General features: G+C 47.6%; 15 protein-coding genes. 14 read left to right on the top strand and 1 reads right to left on the bottom strand.

What is annotated here, in order from left to right; genetic code table 11:
- Positions 1-177: 177 nt before the first annotated feature.
- Positions 178-501 carry a ComEA family DNA-binding protein gene (locus tag G8770_RS24485; RefSeq protein WP_341771062.1) on the bottom strand — a complete coding sequence of 108 codons (324 nt, stop codon included), beginning with the start codon at positions 499-501 and terminating at the stop codon, positions 178-180.
- Between the two features lie 377 nt (positions 502-878).
- On the opposite strand from G8770_RS24485, the gene pyrF reads away from it, so the two are divergent.
- The 14 genes from pyrF (at position 879) to G8770_RS02780 (ending at position 17,086) form a co-directional block, all read left to right on the top strand.
- Positions 879-1,577, top strand: coding sequence for an orotidine-5'-phosphate decarboxylase (pyrF, locus tag G8770_RS02845; RefSeq protein WP_167181571.1), 699 nt, complete (start codon positions 879-881; stop codon positions 1,575-1,577).
- A gap of 93 nt (positions 1,578-1,670) precedes the next feature.
- Positions 1,671-2,324: a (d)CMP kinase gene (cmk, locus tag G8770_RS02840; protein WP_167181569.1), complete on the top strand. Its 654-nt coding sequence runs from the start codon at positions 1,671-1,673 to the stop codon at positions 2,322-2,324.
- 297 nt (positions 2,325-2,621) lie between these two features.
- Complete coding sequence (locus G8770_RS24320; RefSeq protein ID WP_167181567.1) at positions 2,622-2,927, top strand: lipopolysaccharide assembly protein LapA domain-containing protein; 306 nt, start codon at positions 2,622-2,624, stop codon at positions 2,925-2,927.
- Between the two features lie 8 nt (positions 2,928-2,935).
- Positions 2,936-4,105: a lipopolysaccharide assembly protein LapB gene (lapB, locus tag G8770_RS02830; RefSeq protein ID WP_167181565.1), complete on the top strand. Its 1,170-nt coding sequence runs from the start codon at positions 2,936-2,938 to the stop codon at positions 4,103-4,105.
- A 490-nt stretch (positions 4,106-4,595) separates the two neighbouring features.
- Complete coding sequence (gene rpsA, locus G8770_RS02825; RefSeq protein WP_167181563.1) at positions 4,596-6,278, top strand: 30S ribosomal protein S1; 1,683 nt, start codon at positions 4,596-4,598, stop codon at positions 6,276-6,278.
- A gap of 576 nt (positions 6,279-6,854) precedes the next feature.
- Positions 6,855-7,145 (top strand): integration host factor subunit beta, encoded by a 291-nt coding sequence (gene ihfB, locus G8770_RS02820; protein WP_167181561.1) that lies wholly within the window; start codon positions 6,855-6,857, stop codon positions 7,143-7,145.
- Positions 7,146-7,214: 69 nt separating this feature from the next.
- Positions 7,215-8,297, top strand: coding sequence for a dTDP-glucose 4,6-dehydratase (gene rfbB / locus G8770_RS02815; RefSeq protein WP_167181559.1), 1,083 nt, complete (start codon positions 7,215-7,217; stop codon positions 8,295-8,297).
- A 6-nt stretch (positions 8,298-8,303) separates the two neighbouring features.
- The gene (gene rfbA, locus G8770_RS02810; protein ID WP_167182296.1) at positions 8,304-9,173 is read left to right on the top strand and encodes a glucose-1-phosphate thymidylyltransferase RfbA; all 870 of its coding nucleotides are present in this window, start codon (positions 8,304-8,306) and stop codon (positions 9,171-9,173) included.
- Positions 9,174-9,298: 125 nt separating this feature from the next.
- Positions 9,299-10,153 (top strand): glycosyltransferase family 2 protein, encoded by an 855-nt coding sequence (locus tag G8770_RS02805; RefSeq protein WP_167181557.1) that lies wholly within the window; start codon positions 9,299-9,301, stop codon positions 10,151-10,153.
- 91 nt (positions 10,154-10,244) lie between these two features.
- On the top strand, positions 10,245-11,150 hold the full coding sequence (gene rfbD, locus G8770_RS02800; RefSeq protein WP_167181555.1) for a dTDP-4-dehydrorhamnose reductase: 906 nt from the start codon (positions 10,245-10,247) through the stop codon (positions 11,148-11,150).
- Positions 11,151-11,170: 20 nt separating this feature from the next.
- Positions 11,171-11,731, top strand: coding sequence for a dTDP-4-dehydrorhamnose 3,5-epimerase (rfbC, locus tag G8770_RS02795; RefSeq protein WP_167181553.1), 561 nt, complete (start codon positions 11,171-11,173; stop codon positions 11,729-11,731).
- On the top strand, positions 11,724-15,347 hold the full coding sequence (locus G8770_RS02790) for a glycosyltransferase (RefSeq protein WP_167181551.1): 3,624 nt from the start codon (positions 11,724-11,726) through the stop codon (positions 15,345-15,347). The genes rfbC and G8770_RS02790 overlap by 8 nt, the downstream gene beginning before the upstream one ends.
- Positions 15,348-15,367: 20 nt before the next feature.
- On the top strand, positions 15,368-16,123 hold the full coding sequence (locus tag G8770_RS02785; RefSeq protein WP_167181549.1) for a sulfotransferase family 2 domain-containing protein: 756 nt from the start codon (positions 15,368-15,370) through the stop codon (positions 16,121-16,123).
- Positions 16,124-16,198: 75 nt separating this feature from the next.
- Positions 16,199-17,086, top strand: coding sequence for a WcbI family polysaccharide biosynthesis putative acetyltransferase (locus tag G8770_RS02780; RefSeq protein ID WP_167181547.1), 888 nt, complete (start codon positions 16,199-16,201; stop codon positions 17,084-17,086).

Genomic DNA, 17,086 nt, shown 5'->3' with positions numbered 1-17,086 from the left:
CGCTGACGTGGGGCCTGGTGTAAGGGTCTTTCGGCCGGGCTTTAGAGGTTGGCATTGAAAGCTGAGTAAAAAGGGCGCGTAGCGCCCTTTTTTTTGTGGGTCTTTCCCATCGGTGACTCTCGAATGTCACTTTCAATCAGTCCCGTTTGGTCGTTATTTTGATGCTGCTCAGGACGGTTACTTGAGGCTGATCAGTTCGCTGTTTTTCGCCACCGTGGATTCCCCAATGCCTTTGACGGCCATCAGAGCTTCCTTGCTGGCGAACTGCCCATTACTTTCACGAAAAGCGACAATCGCCTGAGCTTTCTTCAGGCCAATGCCTTTCAGGGTGGCGGCGATCTCTTCGGCAGATGCGGTGTTGATGTTGACGGCGTAGATGGCTTGAGTGGCCGATGGCGCTGCGTTTGCCGTTTCGGCCCAGCTTACTGGTGAGCTCAGACTGAACATGCAGAGCATGGCTGTCAGGCAGATGGCAGGGATTCGCTGGATGTATTTTTTCATGGTAAACCTCCTTGTTTAGTGAATCCTAAGCCTAACCCAAAGACAGGCAAAAGAAACTTGGAAGAAAGTATGAAAATGCCCGACAGTAGGGGAGTGGTCGAGCGCAGGTGAGTGATTAAGGTGGGCGAATGGCCAAATACAGAAATGACCAGCTGCGGTTGCAGCATGACTAAGCTCGCCCGAAAAGTCCTGGCAAGGTACAATTCCCCTCCATTGTTCAAGTGACGGCCGGTAAAGTCGCTGCCCCTAGCGTCGTGGCCGGGTTGGCGATGTGCGTGAGCAGACCGCAGCGGCATTAGGCTTGGCATTACTTGGGCTTGGCGTAAATTAGGCTTGGCAGTAACAGAAAACATATTTCAGATAAGGTATCACAGTCGATGACAGACTCTCCCCGTATTCTCGTCGCAATGGATTTCGACAATCAATCCGCCTGCCTGGCGATGGCAGATCGCTTGAACCCCGAGCTGTGTCGTTTAAAGGTCGGCAAAGAGCTGTTCACGGCTGCGGGTCCACAGGTTGTTGAGGCCCTGATGCACAAGGGGTTTGATGTCTTCCTGGATTTAAAATTTCACGACATTCCCAACACCACGGCTAAAGCTGTGAAAGCCGCCGCTGAGCTGGGGGTGTGGATGGTCAATGTCCATGCCAGCGGTGGCGAGCGGATGATGGTTGCCGCCCGCAATGAGCTGGAAAAACGCAGCGGCCAAGTGCCCTTGCTGATTGCAGTCACCGTGCTGACCAGTATGGAGGCTTCTGACCTGGCTCAAATTGGCATCACCCGGGAGCCTCAGGAGCAGGTCCTGAAGCTGGCGAGTCTGGCGCAGAGTAGCGGAATGGACGGTGTGGTGTGTTCCGCACAGGAAGCCAGCATGTTGAGCAGCCAGCTGGGGTCGGAGTTTTGCCTCGTGACTCCGGGGATTCGCCCGGCAGATTCCGCCGCCGATGATCAGCGCCGGATTGTGACGCCCGCGGACGCGATTGCCGCCGGCAGCCATTATCTGGTCATCGGTCGCCCTATCACACAGGCGGCGGACCCGGTGGCCGCCTGTCGTACCATCGCTGAGTCTATTCGCTAGGAAACGATTCAATAGGGGTTGCTGTTGCCTGGGGTGAGACCAGGCTTTGGTGGGCTCGCAATATTTGTACAAAACAGCATTATTGAGGATTTAATGGTTAAAGTTATTACCATCGACGGCCCCAGCGGCGCCGGAAAGGGCACCTTGTGCCAGTTGTTGGCCAAGCAGTTGGGCTATCACCTGTTGGACAGCGGTGCCCTTTACCGTTTAACCGCGCTATCAGCCGAAAAGCAGGATGTGCCGTTTGACGATACGGAAGGTCTGGCTCGGGTTGCGGCCAGTTTGGACGTGGAGTTTCGCCCTGTTGAGAAGGGGGTGCAGGTGATCCTGGCGGGTGAGGATGTCTCCAGTGCCATTCGCCAGGAACATGTGGGCATGAATGCCTCCAAGGTGGCGGCCTGTCAGCCGGTGAGGGATGCCTTATTACAGCGCCAGCGGGGTTTCGCAGAAGCGCCGGGGTTGATAGCCGACGGTCGCGACATGGGTACGGTGGTGTTTCCGGAAGCGAAAGTGAAAGTTTTTCTGACCGCCAGTGCTGATGAGCGCGCCAGGCGCCGGGTGATGCAGTTGGAGCAGGCCGGGCTCGACGCTGATTATGCTCAAATTCTGCAGGATATCGAGTTGCGGGATAAGCAGGATCGGGAGCGAAAATCATCGCCCTTAAAGCCCGCTGAGGATGCCGTCGTTCTGGATTCCACCAGTCTGACCATTCAGCAAGTGCTGGATCGGGTGATTGCACTGACCTGAATTGAGGGACCGCGCCAGCTGCGGTTGATCGTAGGTGTTAGTTGGTTGATAGTCGGCGTTTATTGAAGCGCTGTGGATGTTGGTGAGCCGTCGCCGTGGGGAAGGCAAGTTGAGGTTAAGGCCGGGCTCAGGATGACCGGTTGATTCGGATGTCCGGGTTTCAAGGCGGTTAGGCCGTTAATCAACACGCTTTTGCTGAGCCATTTTAGGCAGGCTATGTCATTATGTTAGGCAGGCTATGTCATTATGTAGAGCAGTGGATGGCTCTTAAACGGATTGACCTGAGAGGAAGTCGGAGTGGGATTCGTAAAGAAAATAACTTTATTGCTGGTGCTTGTCATTGGGCTGGTCGTAGGTATTTGGTTCAGCACCGAAAACACTGAGGTGGTGACCGCGTCCCTGTTCGGGTTTGAGTTGCCGGCCATGACCCTGGGGTTACTGGTGTGCAGCGCGTTTGCACTCGGGACTGGCCTGGGGTATCTGGTCAGCTTGCTACCGGTGTTGACGTTGAAGAACACTAATATGTCTTTACGACGTAAGCTTAAGCGCAGAGATCAAGAGATTGAGCGTTACAAGAAAACCAAGGCTTCAGCAAAAGGATAAGCTAAGCAATGATCGATTGGGCCCTGTTGGTGTTAGTGCTCGTGGCCATTGCCATTGGCTTTGCGTTGGGGCGGCGCTCTAAGCACTTGCCTGCAGACACTGACGCCCCGGCGTTGGAGCCTCATTATATCCAGGGCCTGAATTACCTCCTCAATGAGCAGCCAGATGAAGCCATCGATACCTTTATTGATGCCCTGGAGGTCAACAAGGAGACGTTGGAAACCCATCTGGCGCTGGGCAATTTGTTGCGCAAGCGCGGCGAGGTGGGGAGGGCCATCAAGATACACCAAAACCTGTTGGCGCGACCTGGCCTGGGCAGCGAGCAGTCCCGCCAGGTTCAACTGGAGCTGGCGAGGGATTTCATCAAGTCGGGCCTGCTGGATCGGGCCGAAATGCTGCTGAAAGAGCTGATAGAGACCTCCGTTCATCCGATTCGAACCCAATGCCTGGAATACCTGGTGGAGATTTACCGGGATGAAAAGGAGTGGCAAAACGGGATTGAGATGATCAATCAGCTTCCGAGCCGCCGCTTTTCCCGGCTATCGGATGAGTGGCGCTTAATCCAGTCGCACTTCTATTGTGAACTGGCGGAGGAGGCGCTCAGGCGCTCTGACTACCTCAATGCCCGTCGCCAACTCAGATCGGCCAGCCTGGCCGATAAGCAGTCAGCGCGGGTCAGCTTGTTGTTGGCCGAGCTGGAATATCGGCTGGGGCAGTATAAGGGCGCCATAAGAGCGTTGAAGCAGGTGTTTCACCAGGACCCGGCCTTGCTGCCGGAAGCCTTGCCTCTTCTGATGACCTGTCATCGAGCAACCGGCAAGCTGCCTGAGTTGCGCGCTTACCTTAATGAATTGCTGGAGCAGGGCGCCTCCACTCCTGTGGTGATGGTCTTGGCGGACTTGATGGTGAAGGAGGAGGGGCCTTCTGAAGCCGCTCAGTTTTTAGGGCAGAGAGTCTCTGGGTCGCCCAGCTTGAAGGCGGCCGGACAGATCCTCTCGCTGGAATTGGCAGGGTCTTCCTCGCCACCGGAAGGCATGGTGATGGCGAACAGCGTGATCCGGCGTCTGCAGAAGACCGCACCACAGTATCGCTGCCACAGCTGCGGCTTCGGAGGGCAGCAAATGCACTGGCTGTGTCCGAGCTGTAAGACCTGGGGGAGTATAAAGCCGGTTGAATGAGCAGAGGCAGTTTCGAGTAACGAGTGACGAGTGACGAGTCTAGAGTAGACAGGGAAAGCAAAAGCCGGAAAAGGTTGTCTTCGTTTCTAGGTTTGTGCTTTCCTCGACCCTGTCACCTGTCACCTGTCACCTGTCACCTGTCACCTGTCACCTGTCACCTGTCACCTGTCACCTGTCACCTGTCACCTGTCACCTGTCACCTGTCACCTGTCACCTGTCACCTGTCACCTGTGTCTAATGGTCCCTTGTCCCCCCCTTCAAAATCTGCTATCCTCCGCCGCCACTGTTACTGGGTATTCCCTGTTTCAGCCGGTAAAATCATCGAGCAAGCCAGCTAGAACGGTGGTTTTATCAAATTTAATAGGCCCACGCATCTGGCTGTGTGGTTAGCAAGTTTATCGGCACAAATCAGCTGTTTGTGTAATTGTCGCCCTCAACCATTCAATGGGCCCCTCCGATAGACTTCTGCTGTTACTTATAGGTTGTCCTAATGAGCGAATCTTTCGCAGAACTCTTTGAAGAAAGCTTGAAATCCGTCGATATGGTCCCTGGTTCTATCGTAACCGGTGTTGTTATCGATCTGGATAAAGACTGGGTTACTGTTCACGCGGGTCTGAAATCTGAAGGTGTTATTCCTACCTCTCAGTTCTTAAACGACGCTGGCGAACTGAATCTGGCGATCGGCGACGAAGTTCAGGTTGCACTGGAATCCGTAGAAGACGGCTTCGGCGAGACCAAACTGTCCCGCGAAAAAGCCAAGCGCGCTGAAGCTTGGAAAGTACTGGAAGCTGCTCACGAAGCAGACGAAATTGTTAAGGGTGTTATTAATGGAAAGGTTAAGGGTGGTTTCACCGTTGACGTATCCAGCATCCGCGCGTTCCTGCCAGGTTCTTTGGTAGATGTACGCCCAGTACGCGAAACAGCTCACCTCGAAGGTAAAGAGCTGGAATTTAAAGTTATCAAACTGGATCAGAAGCGTAACAACGTTGTTGTTTCCCGTCGCGCTGTTCTGGAAAAAGCCAACTCTGCAGAGCGTGAAGAGTTGCTGGCCAGCCTGCAAGAAGGCATGTCCATTAAGGGTATCGTTAAGAACCTGACCGACTACGGTGCTTTCGTAGATCTGGGCGGTGTTGACGGCCTGCTGCACATCACTGATATGGCTTGGAAGCGTATCAAGCACCCATCAGAAATCGTTAACGTTGGCGACGAAATCGACGTTAAAGTTCTGAAGTTCGACCGTGAGCGCAACCGCGTATCTCTGGGTCTGAAGCAACTGGGTGAAGATCCATGGGTAGAAATCACTAACCGTTACCCAGAAGGTGCTCGCACCAAGGCTAAGGTTACTAACCTGACCGACTACGGCTGCTTCGCTGAAATCGAAGAAGGCGTTGAAGGCCTGGTTCACGTTTCCGAAATGGATTGGACCAACAAGAACATCCACCCATCCAAAGTTGTCAATGTTGGCGACGAGGTTGAGGTAATGGTTCTGGACATCGACGAAGAGCGTCGTCGTATCTCCCTGGGTATCAAGCAGTGTCAAGAAAACCCATGGGATGCGTTCGGTAAGCAATTCGCCAAAGGTGACAACATCTCCGGTAAGATCAAGTCTATCACTGACTTCGGTATCTTCATCGGTCTGGATGGCGGCATCGACGGTCTGGTTCACCTGTCTGACATCTCTTGGCACGAAGCCGGTGAAGAAGCCGTTCGCAAGTACAAGAAGGGCGATGAGCTGGAAACCGTTATTTTGGCCATCGATCCAGAGCGTGAGCGTATTTCTCTGGGTATCAAGCAGTTGGACAGCGATCCGTTCTCCGATTACGTTGCTACCAATGACAAAGGCGCCATCGTTACCGGTACCGTGAAAGAAGTTGATGCCAAAGCTGCTATCGTAGTACTGGCTGACGACATCGAAGCTGTACTGAAAGCCTCTGAAATCAGCCGTGACAAGGTAGAAGATGCCCGTAACGTGCTGAAAGAAGGTGACGAAGTTGAAGCCGTGATTCTGAACGTTGACCGTAAGAATCGTGCCATCAACCTGTCCATCAAGTCTAAAGATGCTGCTGAAGAGCGCGCTGCTATCAAAGAGCACTCTGGTAAAGCAACAGAACAGGCTGCTCCTGCGACCATCGGTGACCTGATCAAGGCCCAGATGCAAAGCCAGGACAAGTAATTACCAATAGGTAACTACTGAGAAAAAGGCGACCACCGGGTCGCCTTTTTTGTGCCTGCAGTTTACTCTTTTCGCCACTCCAAGGTGAATTGCGCAGCAAGAGAAGGCGCCCTGGGGTGGCCACTCGCCACTCTTTGTAAGCAATATCGCACAAACATTGCGGCGATTGTCCTCTGGTGCTGAAGGCTAAAATCGAGGATGATAATCACTCACAAGGAAGTACACATGGAAGTCATTGTTGGCCAGGATCGGTCAAAGGAAGCGTCTAATTTCGATAGGGCAAGGATGCTCGTACGAAGTGGCCGGCTGAAAAGTTAGCCATTTTGGATCGTAAATGGACAGGACAGGCCTCCCCGCAAGGGGCAGGCCTGTTTTTTTGTGCGGGCTGGCAGTGTGTATTCGGAATGGCTTGGTTCTCATTATCTCGGGATTGTCACTTGCCGTGACAGTTCTACGGGACTATACTCCTTTGAAAACAACAGGTTACAGACTTGGGGCGCTTGTAAAAGGGTTGGTATAACCCTGATGGACAGGACAAGTGATTCAATTCCAGATTTGTTAATCGAAGGAATGGGTATGACGAAGTCAGAGTTGATAGAGCGGATTGCTGAGCAACAAGACCAGTTATCACTGAAAGATGTCGAATTAGCTGTAAAGCTCATGCTTGAGCATATGTCACAAGTCCTCGCCGCTGGCGAACGAATCGAGATCCGAGGCTTTGGAAGCTTCTCCCTCCATTATCGAGCCCCCCGCGTAGGTCGCAACCCCAAAACTGGCGATTCCGTTGAATTGACCGGTAAATACGTTCCGCATTTTAAGCCCGGTAAAGAAATGCGTGATCGGGTCAATGAAAGTATTCAGCAATAGCTGGTAAGCTTTTACAGGTTTGATATAACAGGCCGCCTACGGGTGGCCGTTTTCGTTTATGGGAAGTCTATGAAAATTCTGGTAACGGGTGGGGCTGGTTTTATTGGCAGTGCCGTTGTGCGTCATTTGATAAATGATACCGACCATACAGTCATCAATGTTGATAAACTGACTTACGCAGGCAACCTGACTTCCATTGAAATGGTTTCTCGGTCGCCAAGATACAGTTTTTGCCAAGCGGATATCTGTGACCGAATGGCTATTGAGCAAATCATGGTTGAATATCAGCCAGATGCCATTATGCACTTGGCTGCCGAATCCCATGTAGACCGTTCCATTGATGGACCTGGGGAGTTTATTCAAACCAATATTGTGGGTACATATACTTTATTGGAGGTCGCCAGAAGTTATTGGCAGGGAATGAACGAAAAGCAAAAAAAAGCATTTCGATTCCACCATATCTCCACTGATGAAGTCTACGGGGATCTGGAGGGGCCAGAAGATTTGTTTACAGAGGACACCTCTTATGCCCCAAGTTCACCCTACTCTGCAAGTAAGGCGAGCTCGGACCACTTGGTCAGGGCATGGCAGCGGACTTATGATTTGCCCGTGGTGGTTACGAATTGTTCAAATAACTATGGGCCTTTTCATTTTCCTGAAAAGCTCATTCCGCATGTGATTATCAATGCGTTACAAGGCAAGCCCTTGCCAATATATGGCAAGGGCGATCAAATTCGTGATTGGTTGTATGTGGAGGATCATGCCCGAGCTTTAGTGAGGGTGTTGCAAGAGGGGGCTGTTGGTGAGACCTACAATATTGGCGGTCATAATGAACGTCAAAATATTGAGGTTGTCATAACCATCTGCTCCATTCTGGAAGAGCTGATGCCGGAGAACCCATATTCACGTACAGGTGGTAATGAATCTGGTTTCGAAGGGCTCATTACCTATGTCACAGATAGACCTGGGCATGATGTCAGGTATGCGATTGATGCGGGAAAAATCCAGCGTGACCTTGGTTGGGTGCCTGAAGAAACGTTCGAATCCGGTATTCGTAAAACCGTCGAATGGTATCTGGCGAATCAGGATTGGTGGCAAAATGTGCTAAATGGTGGGTATAAATTAGGTCGTCTCGGTAAGGGAGAAAGCTAAATGGCAATGAAAGGTATTATTCTTGCTGGAGGATCTGGGACTCGACTTTATCCTATAACACGAGGCATATCCAAGCAGTTGTTGCCGGTATACGACAAGCCGATGATTTATTATCCATTGTCGGTATTGATGCTGGCAGGGATCCAGGACGTATTGATCATTACCACACCTGAGGATAAGGAGGGCTTCACGCGATTGTTGGGGGATGGCAGCCAATTTGGTGTTTGCTTGAGTTATGCCGTACAGCCCTCGCCGGACGGTCTGGCCCAGGCGTTTATTATTGGTGAAGACTTTATTGGCGATGATAATGTGTGTTTAGTCCTTGGGGACAATATTTATTATGGCCAAGGCTTCAGTCAGCTATTGCAGTCAGCTGCTGCGCGTACGAGTGGCGCAACGGTGTTTGGGTATCGTGTAACTGACCCAGAGCGATTTGGAGTTGTAGAATTCGATGAAAATAATTGCGCAATTTCAATTGAGGAAAAGCCGGCTTACCCCAAATCAAATTATGCAATAACGGGTTTGTACTTCTACGATAATGATGTAGTTGATATTGCCAAATCAATTGTCCCTTCCAGTCGAGGAGAGTTGGAAATCACTTGTGTCAATCAGGCTTATCTTGAGCGTGGAGACTTGAACGTAGAATTGCTAGGAAGGGGCTTCGCCTGGTTGGATACCGGGACCTATGATTCATTGCATGAAGCTGCCGGGTTTATTGAAACACTGGAAAAGCGCCAGGGATTGAAGGTGGCTTGCCTGGAAGAGGTTGCTTATCGTATGGGATACATTGATCGGGAGAAACTGCTACAGCAGGCTTCGCTGCTGAAGAAAAACAGTTATGGAGCTTATCTTCGCAGGTTGGCTGAGTCTGATTGATTACCTGGAATAATTAAGGTTCCTGCCTGACAAGCTGCTTGTTTAGTCTGCTTTGGTATGTGCATTTTTAAATTTGCAGTCAATGTCGTGTTGATTGCTTTTGATCGTTGGCCATTGAGCTTTGTATGAATCTTGTTATTTCTATCGTAATTTATCATTGGAATTTCGAAGAGCTGCAAGATTGTCTACAGGCATTGTCAGAAAGCCTCGACGAAGCACAACAGGGGGGCTTGCTCAAAAGTGGGCAATTACACCTTCTCTACAATGGCCCTCTCAGCCTTAATGTTCAGGAGGCCGAGTTTAATATTGCCAGCCTTTTTGCCTGGCCCTTTATTTTGCAGAGTTCTGTGCCAAATAACGGGTATGGTGGGACCAATAATTTAGTGCTCAAAGCCGTCATGGCGAACGAACAGTGGACGCCAGAAAATAGCTCAATACTGGTTTTGAACCCTGATGTTCGAGTAGATAAAAGCGCAATATGTCGGTCATTGCAGCGGTTGTCGGAAAATCAGTCTTATGGCCTGATCTGTCCGAAAATTCATGAGTGGGATGGCCGTGCCACTGCCTCTCCTGGCCATAAGCGATACCCGTCAGTAGCCGTTCTTGGGGCCAGACTGCTCCAGCCTCTGAAGAAGCTTTCCGTTTTTCGATCACTTAACCGTCGGTATGAGTATCAAGACATTGATCTTGAGAGCGAATACCTGGGCGTAGTCTTGTGCAGTGGTTGCTTTCTGATGGCCTCTGGTCGGTTTTGGCAAGAGACGGGTGGGTTTGATGAATGTTATTTCATGTATTTTGAAGATTTTGATTTATCCCTGCGTGGCACTGCTGCAGGAATGATCAATGTCTATGACCCGGAAGTGGTTGTTTATCATGCAGGAGGTGGAGCTGGCAAAAAAAGCTGGCAACATCAATGGTGGTTTATTCGCTCCGCGGTTAAATTCTTTGGCCATCATGGTTGGCGATGGTGGCAAGTCTAGCTAATGACCTTTTGTGACATCCAATAGCGAGTATGGGACAATTGTCGGTTTTTAATTTGATGGACGGGTAGAAGATGATTAGTCCTGGAGTATGGCAGAAATGATCCTGATAACAGGAAGTGGTGGACAAGTCGGTTATGAATTATTGAAAACTTTGGCTCCGCTAGGGCAGGTCAAAGGTTTGTGCCGGAAAGATGGTGACTTGTCGGATCCTGACGTTGTGAATCAATTGTTATCAACCTACAAGCCTACCTGTATTGTGAATGCTGCTGCCTATACCGCAGTGGATCAGGCTGAATCAGATTTCCCTAAAGCCAAAGCGCTAAATGCAGAGTTACCGGCCTTGCTGGCACAATGGGCTTCAGCCAATAACGCTATCATGGTCCATTATTCTACTGATTATGTCTACGATGGCAGTGGCGAAGAGCCTTGGACAGAGGAGGCGAAGCCTAATCCATTGTCAGTATATGGTAGAACCAAACTTGACGGTGATGTAGCAGTTCTTGAGTTCTGTAACAATGCCGTAGTTCTCAGAACGTCTTGGGTCTATGGGGCGAGGGGCAGTAACTTTATGCTGACTATGCTTAAGCTCGCCGCCGAGCGCAATGAGCTTAGAGTGGTCGATGATCAGTGGGGGGCGCCAACACCCGCTTGGCTGATTGCCCAGGTGACCGCAGCAGTGGTGCTTTCGAAACAAAAAGCTCTCGACTGCCATTCAGGTATATATCATTTGGCTTGTCGGGGGGAAACCAGCTGGTGTGGATTTGCCAAGTCTATCATCAACGGTGCTCTTGATTTGGGAAGTAAAGCCGCTATGTCGGGTGAAGCCGTATTCCCGATCACAACCGAAGATTACCCTGTTCCTGCGCCTAGACCTGCCAATTCCCGTCTCGATGTATCGAAACTAGAAGAGTCTTTTCGACTTACAATCCCGGATTGGGAGTCGGCATTGAGAGTAACGTTGCAAGATTGGCAAGAGCGACAACTGACTAAATAGTATAACTGTAGGAAGTTCTCATGAAAGTGAACAAAACACCACTTGAAGGTGTATTGGTGATTGAGCCAGCTGTTTTTGGTGATGAAAGAGGCTGGTTTACTGAAAGCTTTAATCACGATCGATTTGCGGAGGCCGTGGGTCGAGAGGTGGTGTTTGTTCAGGATAATCATTCCAAATCCACAAAAGGTGTTCTTAGAGGGATTCATTTTCAAACCGCATCCTCGCCACAGAGTAAATTGGTTCGGTGTACTCAGGGTGAGGTTCTAGATGTGGCCGTAGATCTCCGTATTAGTTCTCCTACGTTTGGTCAGTGGACCGGGGAGGTTTTAAGTGCGGAAAATCATCGTCAGCTATGGGTGCCTGCGGGTTTTGGGCATGCTTTTCTAGTGCTGAGCGAAACCGCTGAAGTTCAGTACAAGGTGGATAATTACTGGTCGCCTAAACATGAGCGTAGTCTACGATGGGATGACCCATTGGTCGATGTGAAGTGGCCAGACCGTGACGCGGTACAATTGTCAGGGAAAGACCTTGTGGCTCCCACTTTGGAAGAGCTTAAAAAGGCCGGAGATCTCTTTGATTAAGAATATGACTGAGTCTGTTGAGGGAAAAAGAATAATTGTTGTGCTGGGTATGCATCGCAGTGGCACCAGTGCGATCACCCGCGGTTTACAAGTCTTAGGTGCAGACCTGGGGCCAGACTTAATGCCTGCAGCAGAAGGCGAGAACGATAAAGGCTTCTGGGAGGATATGGGTGTCTACCGAATTAATGAACGTATCCTTGCAGCATTGGGTTCTAGTTGGGATGGCTTGTCGGAAATTTCTATTGAGGATTTACTGTCCAGTAAGTTAGAAGATGAAAGACGTGATGCCATTGATTTGTTAACCGAACGCTTGGCTCACGTCGACACATATGCGTTTAAAGATCCGAGGACAGTGAATTTATTGCCTTTTTGGCAGAGTATATTTTCTGAACTCAAGCTGGATGATCGCTATTTGATTGTTGTCCGAAACCCGAAAAGTGTGGTTGATTCACTGGCCAAAAGGAATGGTTTTTCAACAGCAAAATCACTTTGTCTTTGGGGGCGGCATACTTGCAACTCCCTGGAATATATCGGGAGAAAACGGTATTCAGCGGTCGATTACGATTTGTTTTTGGCATCTCCTCGAACGGAATTATACCGAATAGCTGCTGATCTGGACGTTGTTGAGCCAGATGAAAAATCTCAAGAATATAAAGATTTTATTGACCACTTTTTGTCGACTGACTTGAGGCACAGTGTCAATGACACAGTAGAAAATCTTGATGATGAGATACCGCTGTTTATTTATGGCATATATGAGGTTGTCTTAAATCTTGCAAATTCAAACAATCACGATATGGCTGAGGTTTTGTCGGGCGGGCTTTGGGATGAGTACTGTTCGCAATTTAATGGTTATGCCTCTTTGGGGATTTACATTGATCAATTAGAAGATTCGGGACAACAAATTAGAACCGAATTAAAATTATATACAAAACAGATGGAAAAGCTAAAGTCCATGTATGATGAGCTCGAATCCGATTTTGAAGGCAAAAGGGAGCGGTTGGAGAAAAAACTTAGGGACGATTTAGATTCAAGCACTCAACAAATAACAAAGCTTCAGTCTATGCATGACAGGCTGCAGTCTGAATTTGAACTGAAAAGGGAGCGCTCTGAACGACAGCTCCGAATAGATTTAAGCGCCAGTTCAAGAGAAGTAAAAAAACTTCAAGAGAAATATTGTAAGACTCAATCTGAACTTCAGGAAGAAAAGCAGAAATATAGCAAGGCTCTATCGGAATTTGAAAAGGAAAAGCAACAATCGCAAGCAGTAATGCTTGGCTTTTACAGTCGGTTGGATGCATTTAATCGATCTGCGTTAGGGCGTCTTTTTTCTCTGATAGAGTCAATGTACTTACTCTTTCGCTTGAATCCTAAAGGTTCGACATGTTACCGCCAGCTGGTTGAAGAGGGTGAGCATTATTTCTCTGAAGCAACTTTAGATTCTGAAAGTCTAATGTATCAGTCTTCTAGCCGGTTTCGGCTTTCTATACAGATCATTAAATATGTGCTTCGCCACCCGTATTCCAGTGTAAGGTTGGTCAGTGCGTATCGACTAAAAAAGCTGTTTCGGACTTTATTACTTGCAGATCAGACCACGGCCCAAACCTGGATCGGCAATAGATTTCCTGCGGAACAGATTGCCAGGCAGCGCCCTGTTATTTTCTCGGAGTCTGATATTGCTGAAGATTTGGAGTTAGAGTTTCCCGTATTTGATGACATTAAAGTGTCTATTGTCGTACCGGTCTACAATCAGTATCGAACTACTCTGTCTTGCCTTAAGGCAATTCTGGCTCATACTGACGAGATCTCGTATGAAGTCATTGTGGCTGATGATTGTTCCACAGATCACACCGCGACAATTGAATCACGTATTAAAAATATTCAAGTTGCCCGTGGTGATAAAAATGTAGGCTTTTTGAAAAACTGTAATTATGCCGTGTCTCGTGCGCGCGGAGAATACGTAGTTCTTCTGAATAACGATACCAATGTACAAAGCAACTGGCTTGCACCATTGCTAAGTGTTCTGGAGGAGCAGGGAAGTGTTGGAATGGTTGGCCCCATGTTACTGTTTGAGGATGGCATTCTTCAAGAGGCCGGGGGAATAGTATGGCAAGATGGTTCTGGCTGGAACTATGGTCGAAGCCAAAACCCGGAGCTCCCGGAATTTAATTACTTGAGAGAGACCGATTACATTTCTGGTGCCTGCATCATGTTTTCCAGTGCTAATTGGAAAGAGCTAGGTGGGTTCGATGAGCGGTTTTGCCCTGCCTACTATGAGGACACAGACCTCGCGTTTCAAATGCGCGCCAAAGGTTTGAAAGTTGTATATCAACCTGAATCTAAAGTTGTCCATTTTGAGGGGGTCAGCAACGGTACCGATCTTGGCGGTGGTATTAAAAAACACCAGGCAATAAACCAACATGTTTTTTGCCAAAAATGGCAGACTACATTAACGAGTGAAAACTTTCCTAACGCAGAGAATGTCTTTCAAGCCAGAGAGCGTTCATCGAGTAAAAGAACTGTTGTTTTTGTAGATCACTATGTTCCTTTTTACGATAAGGATGCTGGTTCCCGCTCTACATTTTTGTATATCAAATCAATGGTCGAAGCCGGTTTAAATGTAAAGTTTATACCCGCTAACTTCTTTCCTCATCTACCCTATACGAGAGACCTTCAGCAACTGGGTGTCGAGGTGTTGTACGGTGAGGTGAGCGCTCGCAATTGGAAGCAATGGTTTTCAGATAATAGCCAATATATCGATGTTATCTATCTGCACCGTCCACATATTACGGAAGGCTTTGTGGATCACTTGGTACAATTGCAGCCTAAACCCAAGTTAATCTATTTTGGACATGACCTGCATTATCTTCGAACGGAGCGTGAAGCCAATATACTGGGTGACACTGCGGTTTTAGCCGATGCCGAAGACTGGAAACGGCGTGAACTGGAAATATTCAAGAAGGTAGATAAAGTCTATTACCCTTCAGAAATCGAAGTTGATGAAGTTCGTAAGGTTGCACCCTCTACGGATGTGTCAGCAATCCCGCTCTACCTTCTCAATCAACCCGATGTGAATTCCTATGATCACAGCGAGCGAAGTGGATTGCTGTTTGTGGGTGGGTTTGGGCATCCGCCCAATGCCGATGCAATAATCTGGTTTGTTGAAAATGTATTGCCGTTATTGATAATTGATGAGCCCGATATCTGTTTACATATCGTTGGTTCCAATGTTCCCGAAGATATTCAGTGTTTAGAAAGTCGTAACGTGAAAGTGCATGGTTTTCTATCGGATGAAGATTTAGCACACCTCTATCAGCAAGTCAGAGTGTGTGTGGTTCCTTTGAGGTACGGCGCAGGGGTTAAGGGTAAAATCCTGGAGGCTCTACAGGCCGGCCTGCCCATTTCTACCACATCTATAGGAGCAGAAGGTCTGCCCGACGCTGACAGTGTTATGGCAATTGACGATGATTCTAAATCCATGGCGGATGAAATCCTGAGCCTATATAAAAAGCCCGATGTATGTATGAACTATTTGAATCGATACCCTGGATACATTGAATCTCATTTCAGTCAACATGAAGTTCGAAGGGTAATTGATCGGGATTTTGTAAACTAATTTTTTGAGATGCAAAAGTTATGCGTTACGTAATTACTCATGGGCATATATTTAAAAATGCCGGTACTACATTTGATTATGCTTTGGAAAAAGCCTTTGGTAAGGATTTTTGTGATCATCGTGACGATAAGGAGATGCGTCAGGGCGGGGCGGAATATTTGAGGCAGTTTATTCTTGATAATCCAAATCTGAAGGCAATTTCAAGCCATCACTTGTGTAACCCACTACCAGAATCGGATGAGTTCAAGTGTATCCCGGTTTACTTTGTACGTAATCCTATTGATCGGGTGCTCTCAGTATATAACTTTGAGAGAAAACAGAAGTGGGGTTCAAAAGGAGCTGAGATGGCATCAAAACTTTCCCTGGAAGAGTATGTTCGCTGGCGCATGACTCCTGAGGCACCGAAGGTTATTTTTGATTATCAAACTGATTATATAGGGAAAATTAAACACTCAAAACCGTCCGAGAGAGTTACTTTGTCGACTTTTGAGAGAGCTTTGGAAAGACTCTCTGACAAAGATGTATTGATAGGCAGTGTTGAGAGGTTTGATGAAAGCTTTGATTATATAGCAAAAAAACTCAGCTTGTTTTTTCCTCAGGTTACTTTTGGTTATAAAAGAAAAAATGTAACCAACAAAAAAACGGAATCTGATAAGTATCGTCAAGCAATTAATGAATTGAATTTAGTTTTGCCTGAAGTTATTAACGGAAATACTTTTGATTTGGCGTTGTGGCATGCGGTTGACCAATTTCTTGATGAGGTTGTTCAGAAATAGAAGGTTTAAAATTTTAAACCCATTGGCTTGGTGTATGCCAGCGTTAGCGGCTTAACTTAATAGGTTTAAGACTATATGGAAAAAATTAAAGTTGTAGTAGTTGGTAATTGTCAGGCAAGACCCTTGGCTAAGTTGCTGGAAAGTCTGAACCCATCGATTGTAGTAACGGTTACCGCAATTGTTCATCTTTTAAAGTCTGAGCAATTTTCCGAATATCAAAAATATTTTGAAGAGGCGGATTTGATCGTTTCACAGTTGGTGCTAGATTCATATCCATGTGATTTTGTGCAAACTGGCTTTCTTAAATCACGATATAAGGAAAAAGTAGTATCTATAGTCAATCTATATTTTAATGGTTATACACCCGATTGGTTTTATATTCGTATACCTGGTAGAGGGGCGCTTAGGGGGCCTATGGGTGACTATCATAATCGGACTATTTTTGAGGCATGGAGAGAGGGCTCATCTCAAGATGTAGCGGAAAAACGATTGTTGAGCGAAGAATATAATGAGATTTATAAGTCAGAACTGAAAAAATCCCTACTGGCATTAAAAGAAAGAGAAAGTAAAGTTGATGTAAAAATTACAGATTTTCTCGAATCTAAATTTCGTAAAGAAAGACTTTTTTTTACTTTTAATCACCCAAATATGTTTCTCCTTCGTGAGTATGCAAAAAGAATATTGTCTTATTCAGATATTAAGGTTAAAGGTAAATGGCTTCCTTTTAGGGTTAAGGATGTAGAGATGTTGGACCAGTTTATTCCGTTAGCAAATCCATCTATGGGGCTGCCCACTCTTGCAGGTGATCTGCATAAAGGAGTTAAGTTCGAATTTGATTCGGAAGATATGATAAAAATAGGTAGGAAAAAATATTATAACTCTCGGGAAATTGTAGAAACGTACTTTCAAATATACGAGAAGTTAAATGAGTCTCTCAATTTGAAAGAGTTAGTGAAATCTTGA

The sequence above is a fragment of the Pseudomaricurvus hydrocarbonicus genome (genome assembly GCF_011602365.1).
GTDB classification, from domain to species: Bacteria; Pseudomonadota; Gammaproteobacteria; order Pseudomonadales; family Cellvibrionaceae; genus Pseudomaricurvus; species Pseudomaricurvus hydrocarbonicus.
This window is presented reverse-complemented; position numbering and strand designations above follow the sequence as displayed.

Bases quoted from the DNA above. Each gene is read 5' to 3' on its own strand.
- lapB (WP_167181565.1), top strand. From the start codon at position 2,936: ATGATCGATTGGGCCCTGTTGGTGTTAGTGCTCGTGGCCATTGCCATT.
- rfbB (WP_167181559.1), top strand. From the start codon at position 7,215: ATGAAAATTCTGGTAACGGGTGGGGCTGGTTTTATTGGCAGTGCCGTT.
- rfbC (WP_167181553.1), top strand. From the start codon at position 11,171: ATGAAAGTGAACAAAACACCACTTGAAGGTGTATTGGTGATTGAGCCA.
- rfbA (WP_167182296.1), top strand. From the start codon at position 8,304: ATGAAAGGTATTATTCTTGCTGGAGGATCTGGGACTCGACTTTATCCT.
- G8770_RS02785 (WP_167181549.1), top strand. From the start codon at position 15,368: ATGCGTTACGTAATTACTCATGGGCATATATTTAAAAATGCCGGTACT.
- pyrF (WP_167181571.1), top strand. From the start codon at position 879: ATGACAGACTCTCCCCGTATTCTCGTCGCAATGGATTTCGACAATCAA.
- cmk (WP_167181569.1), top strand. From the start codon at position 1,671: ATGGTTAAAGTTATTACCATCGACGGCCCCAGCGGCGCCGGAAAGGGC.
- G8770_RS02780 (WP_167181547.1), top strand. From the start codon at position 16,199: ATGGAAAAAATTAAAGTTGTAGTAGTTGGTAATTGTCAGGCAAGACCC.
- ihfB (WP_167181561.1), top strand. From the start codon at position 6,855: ATGACGAAGTCAGAGTTGATAGAGCGGATTGCTGAGCAACAAGACCAG.
- rpsA (WP_167181563.1), top strand. From the start codon at position 4,596: ATGAGCGAATCTTTCGCAGAACTCTTTGAAGAAAGCTTGAAATCCGTC.
- G8770_RS24485 (WP_341771062.1), bottom strand. From the start codon at position 501: ATGAAAAAATACATCCAGCGAATCCCTGCCATCTGCCTGACAGCCATG.
- rfbD (WP_167181555.1), top strand. From the start codon at position 10,245: ATGGCAGAAATGATCCTGATAACAGGAAGTGGTGGACAAGTCGGTTAT.
- G8770_RS02805 (WP_167181557.1), top strand. From the start codon at position 9,299: ATGAATCTTGTTATTTCTATCGTAATTTATCATTGGAATTTCGAAGAG.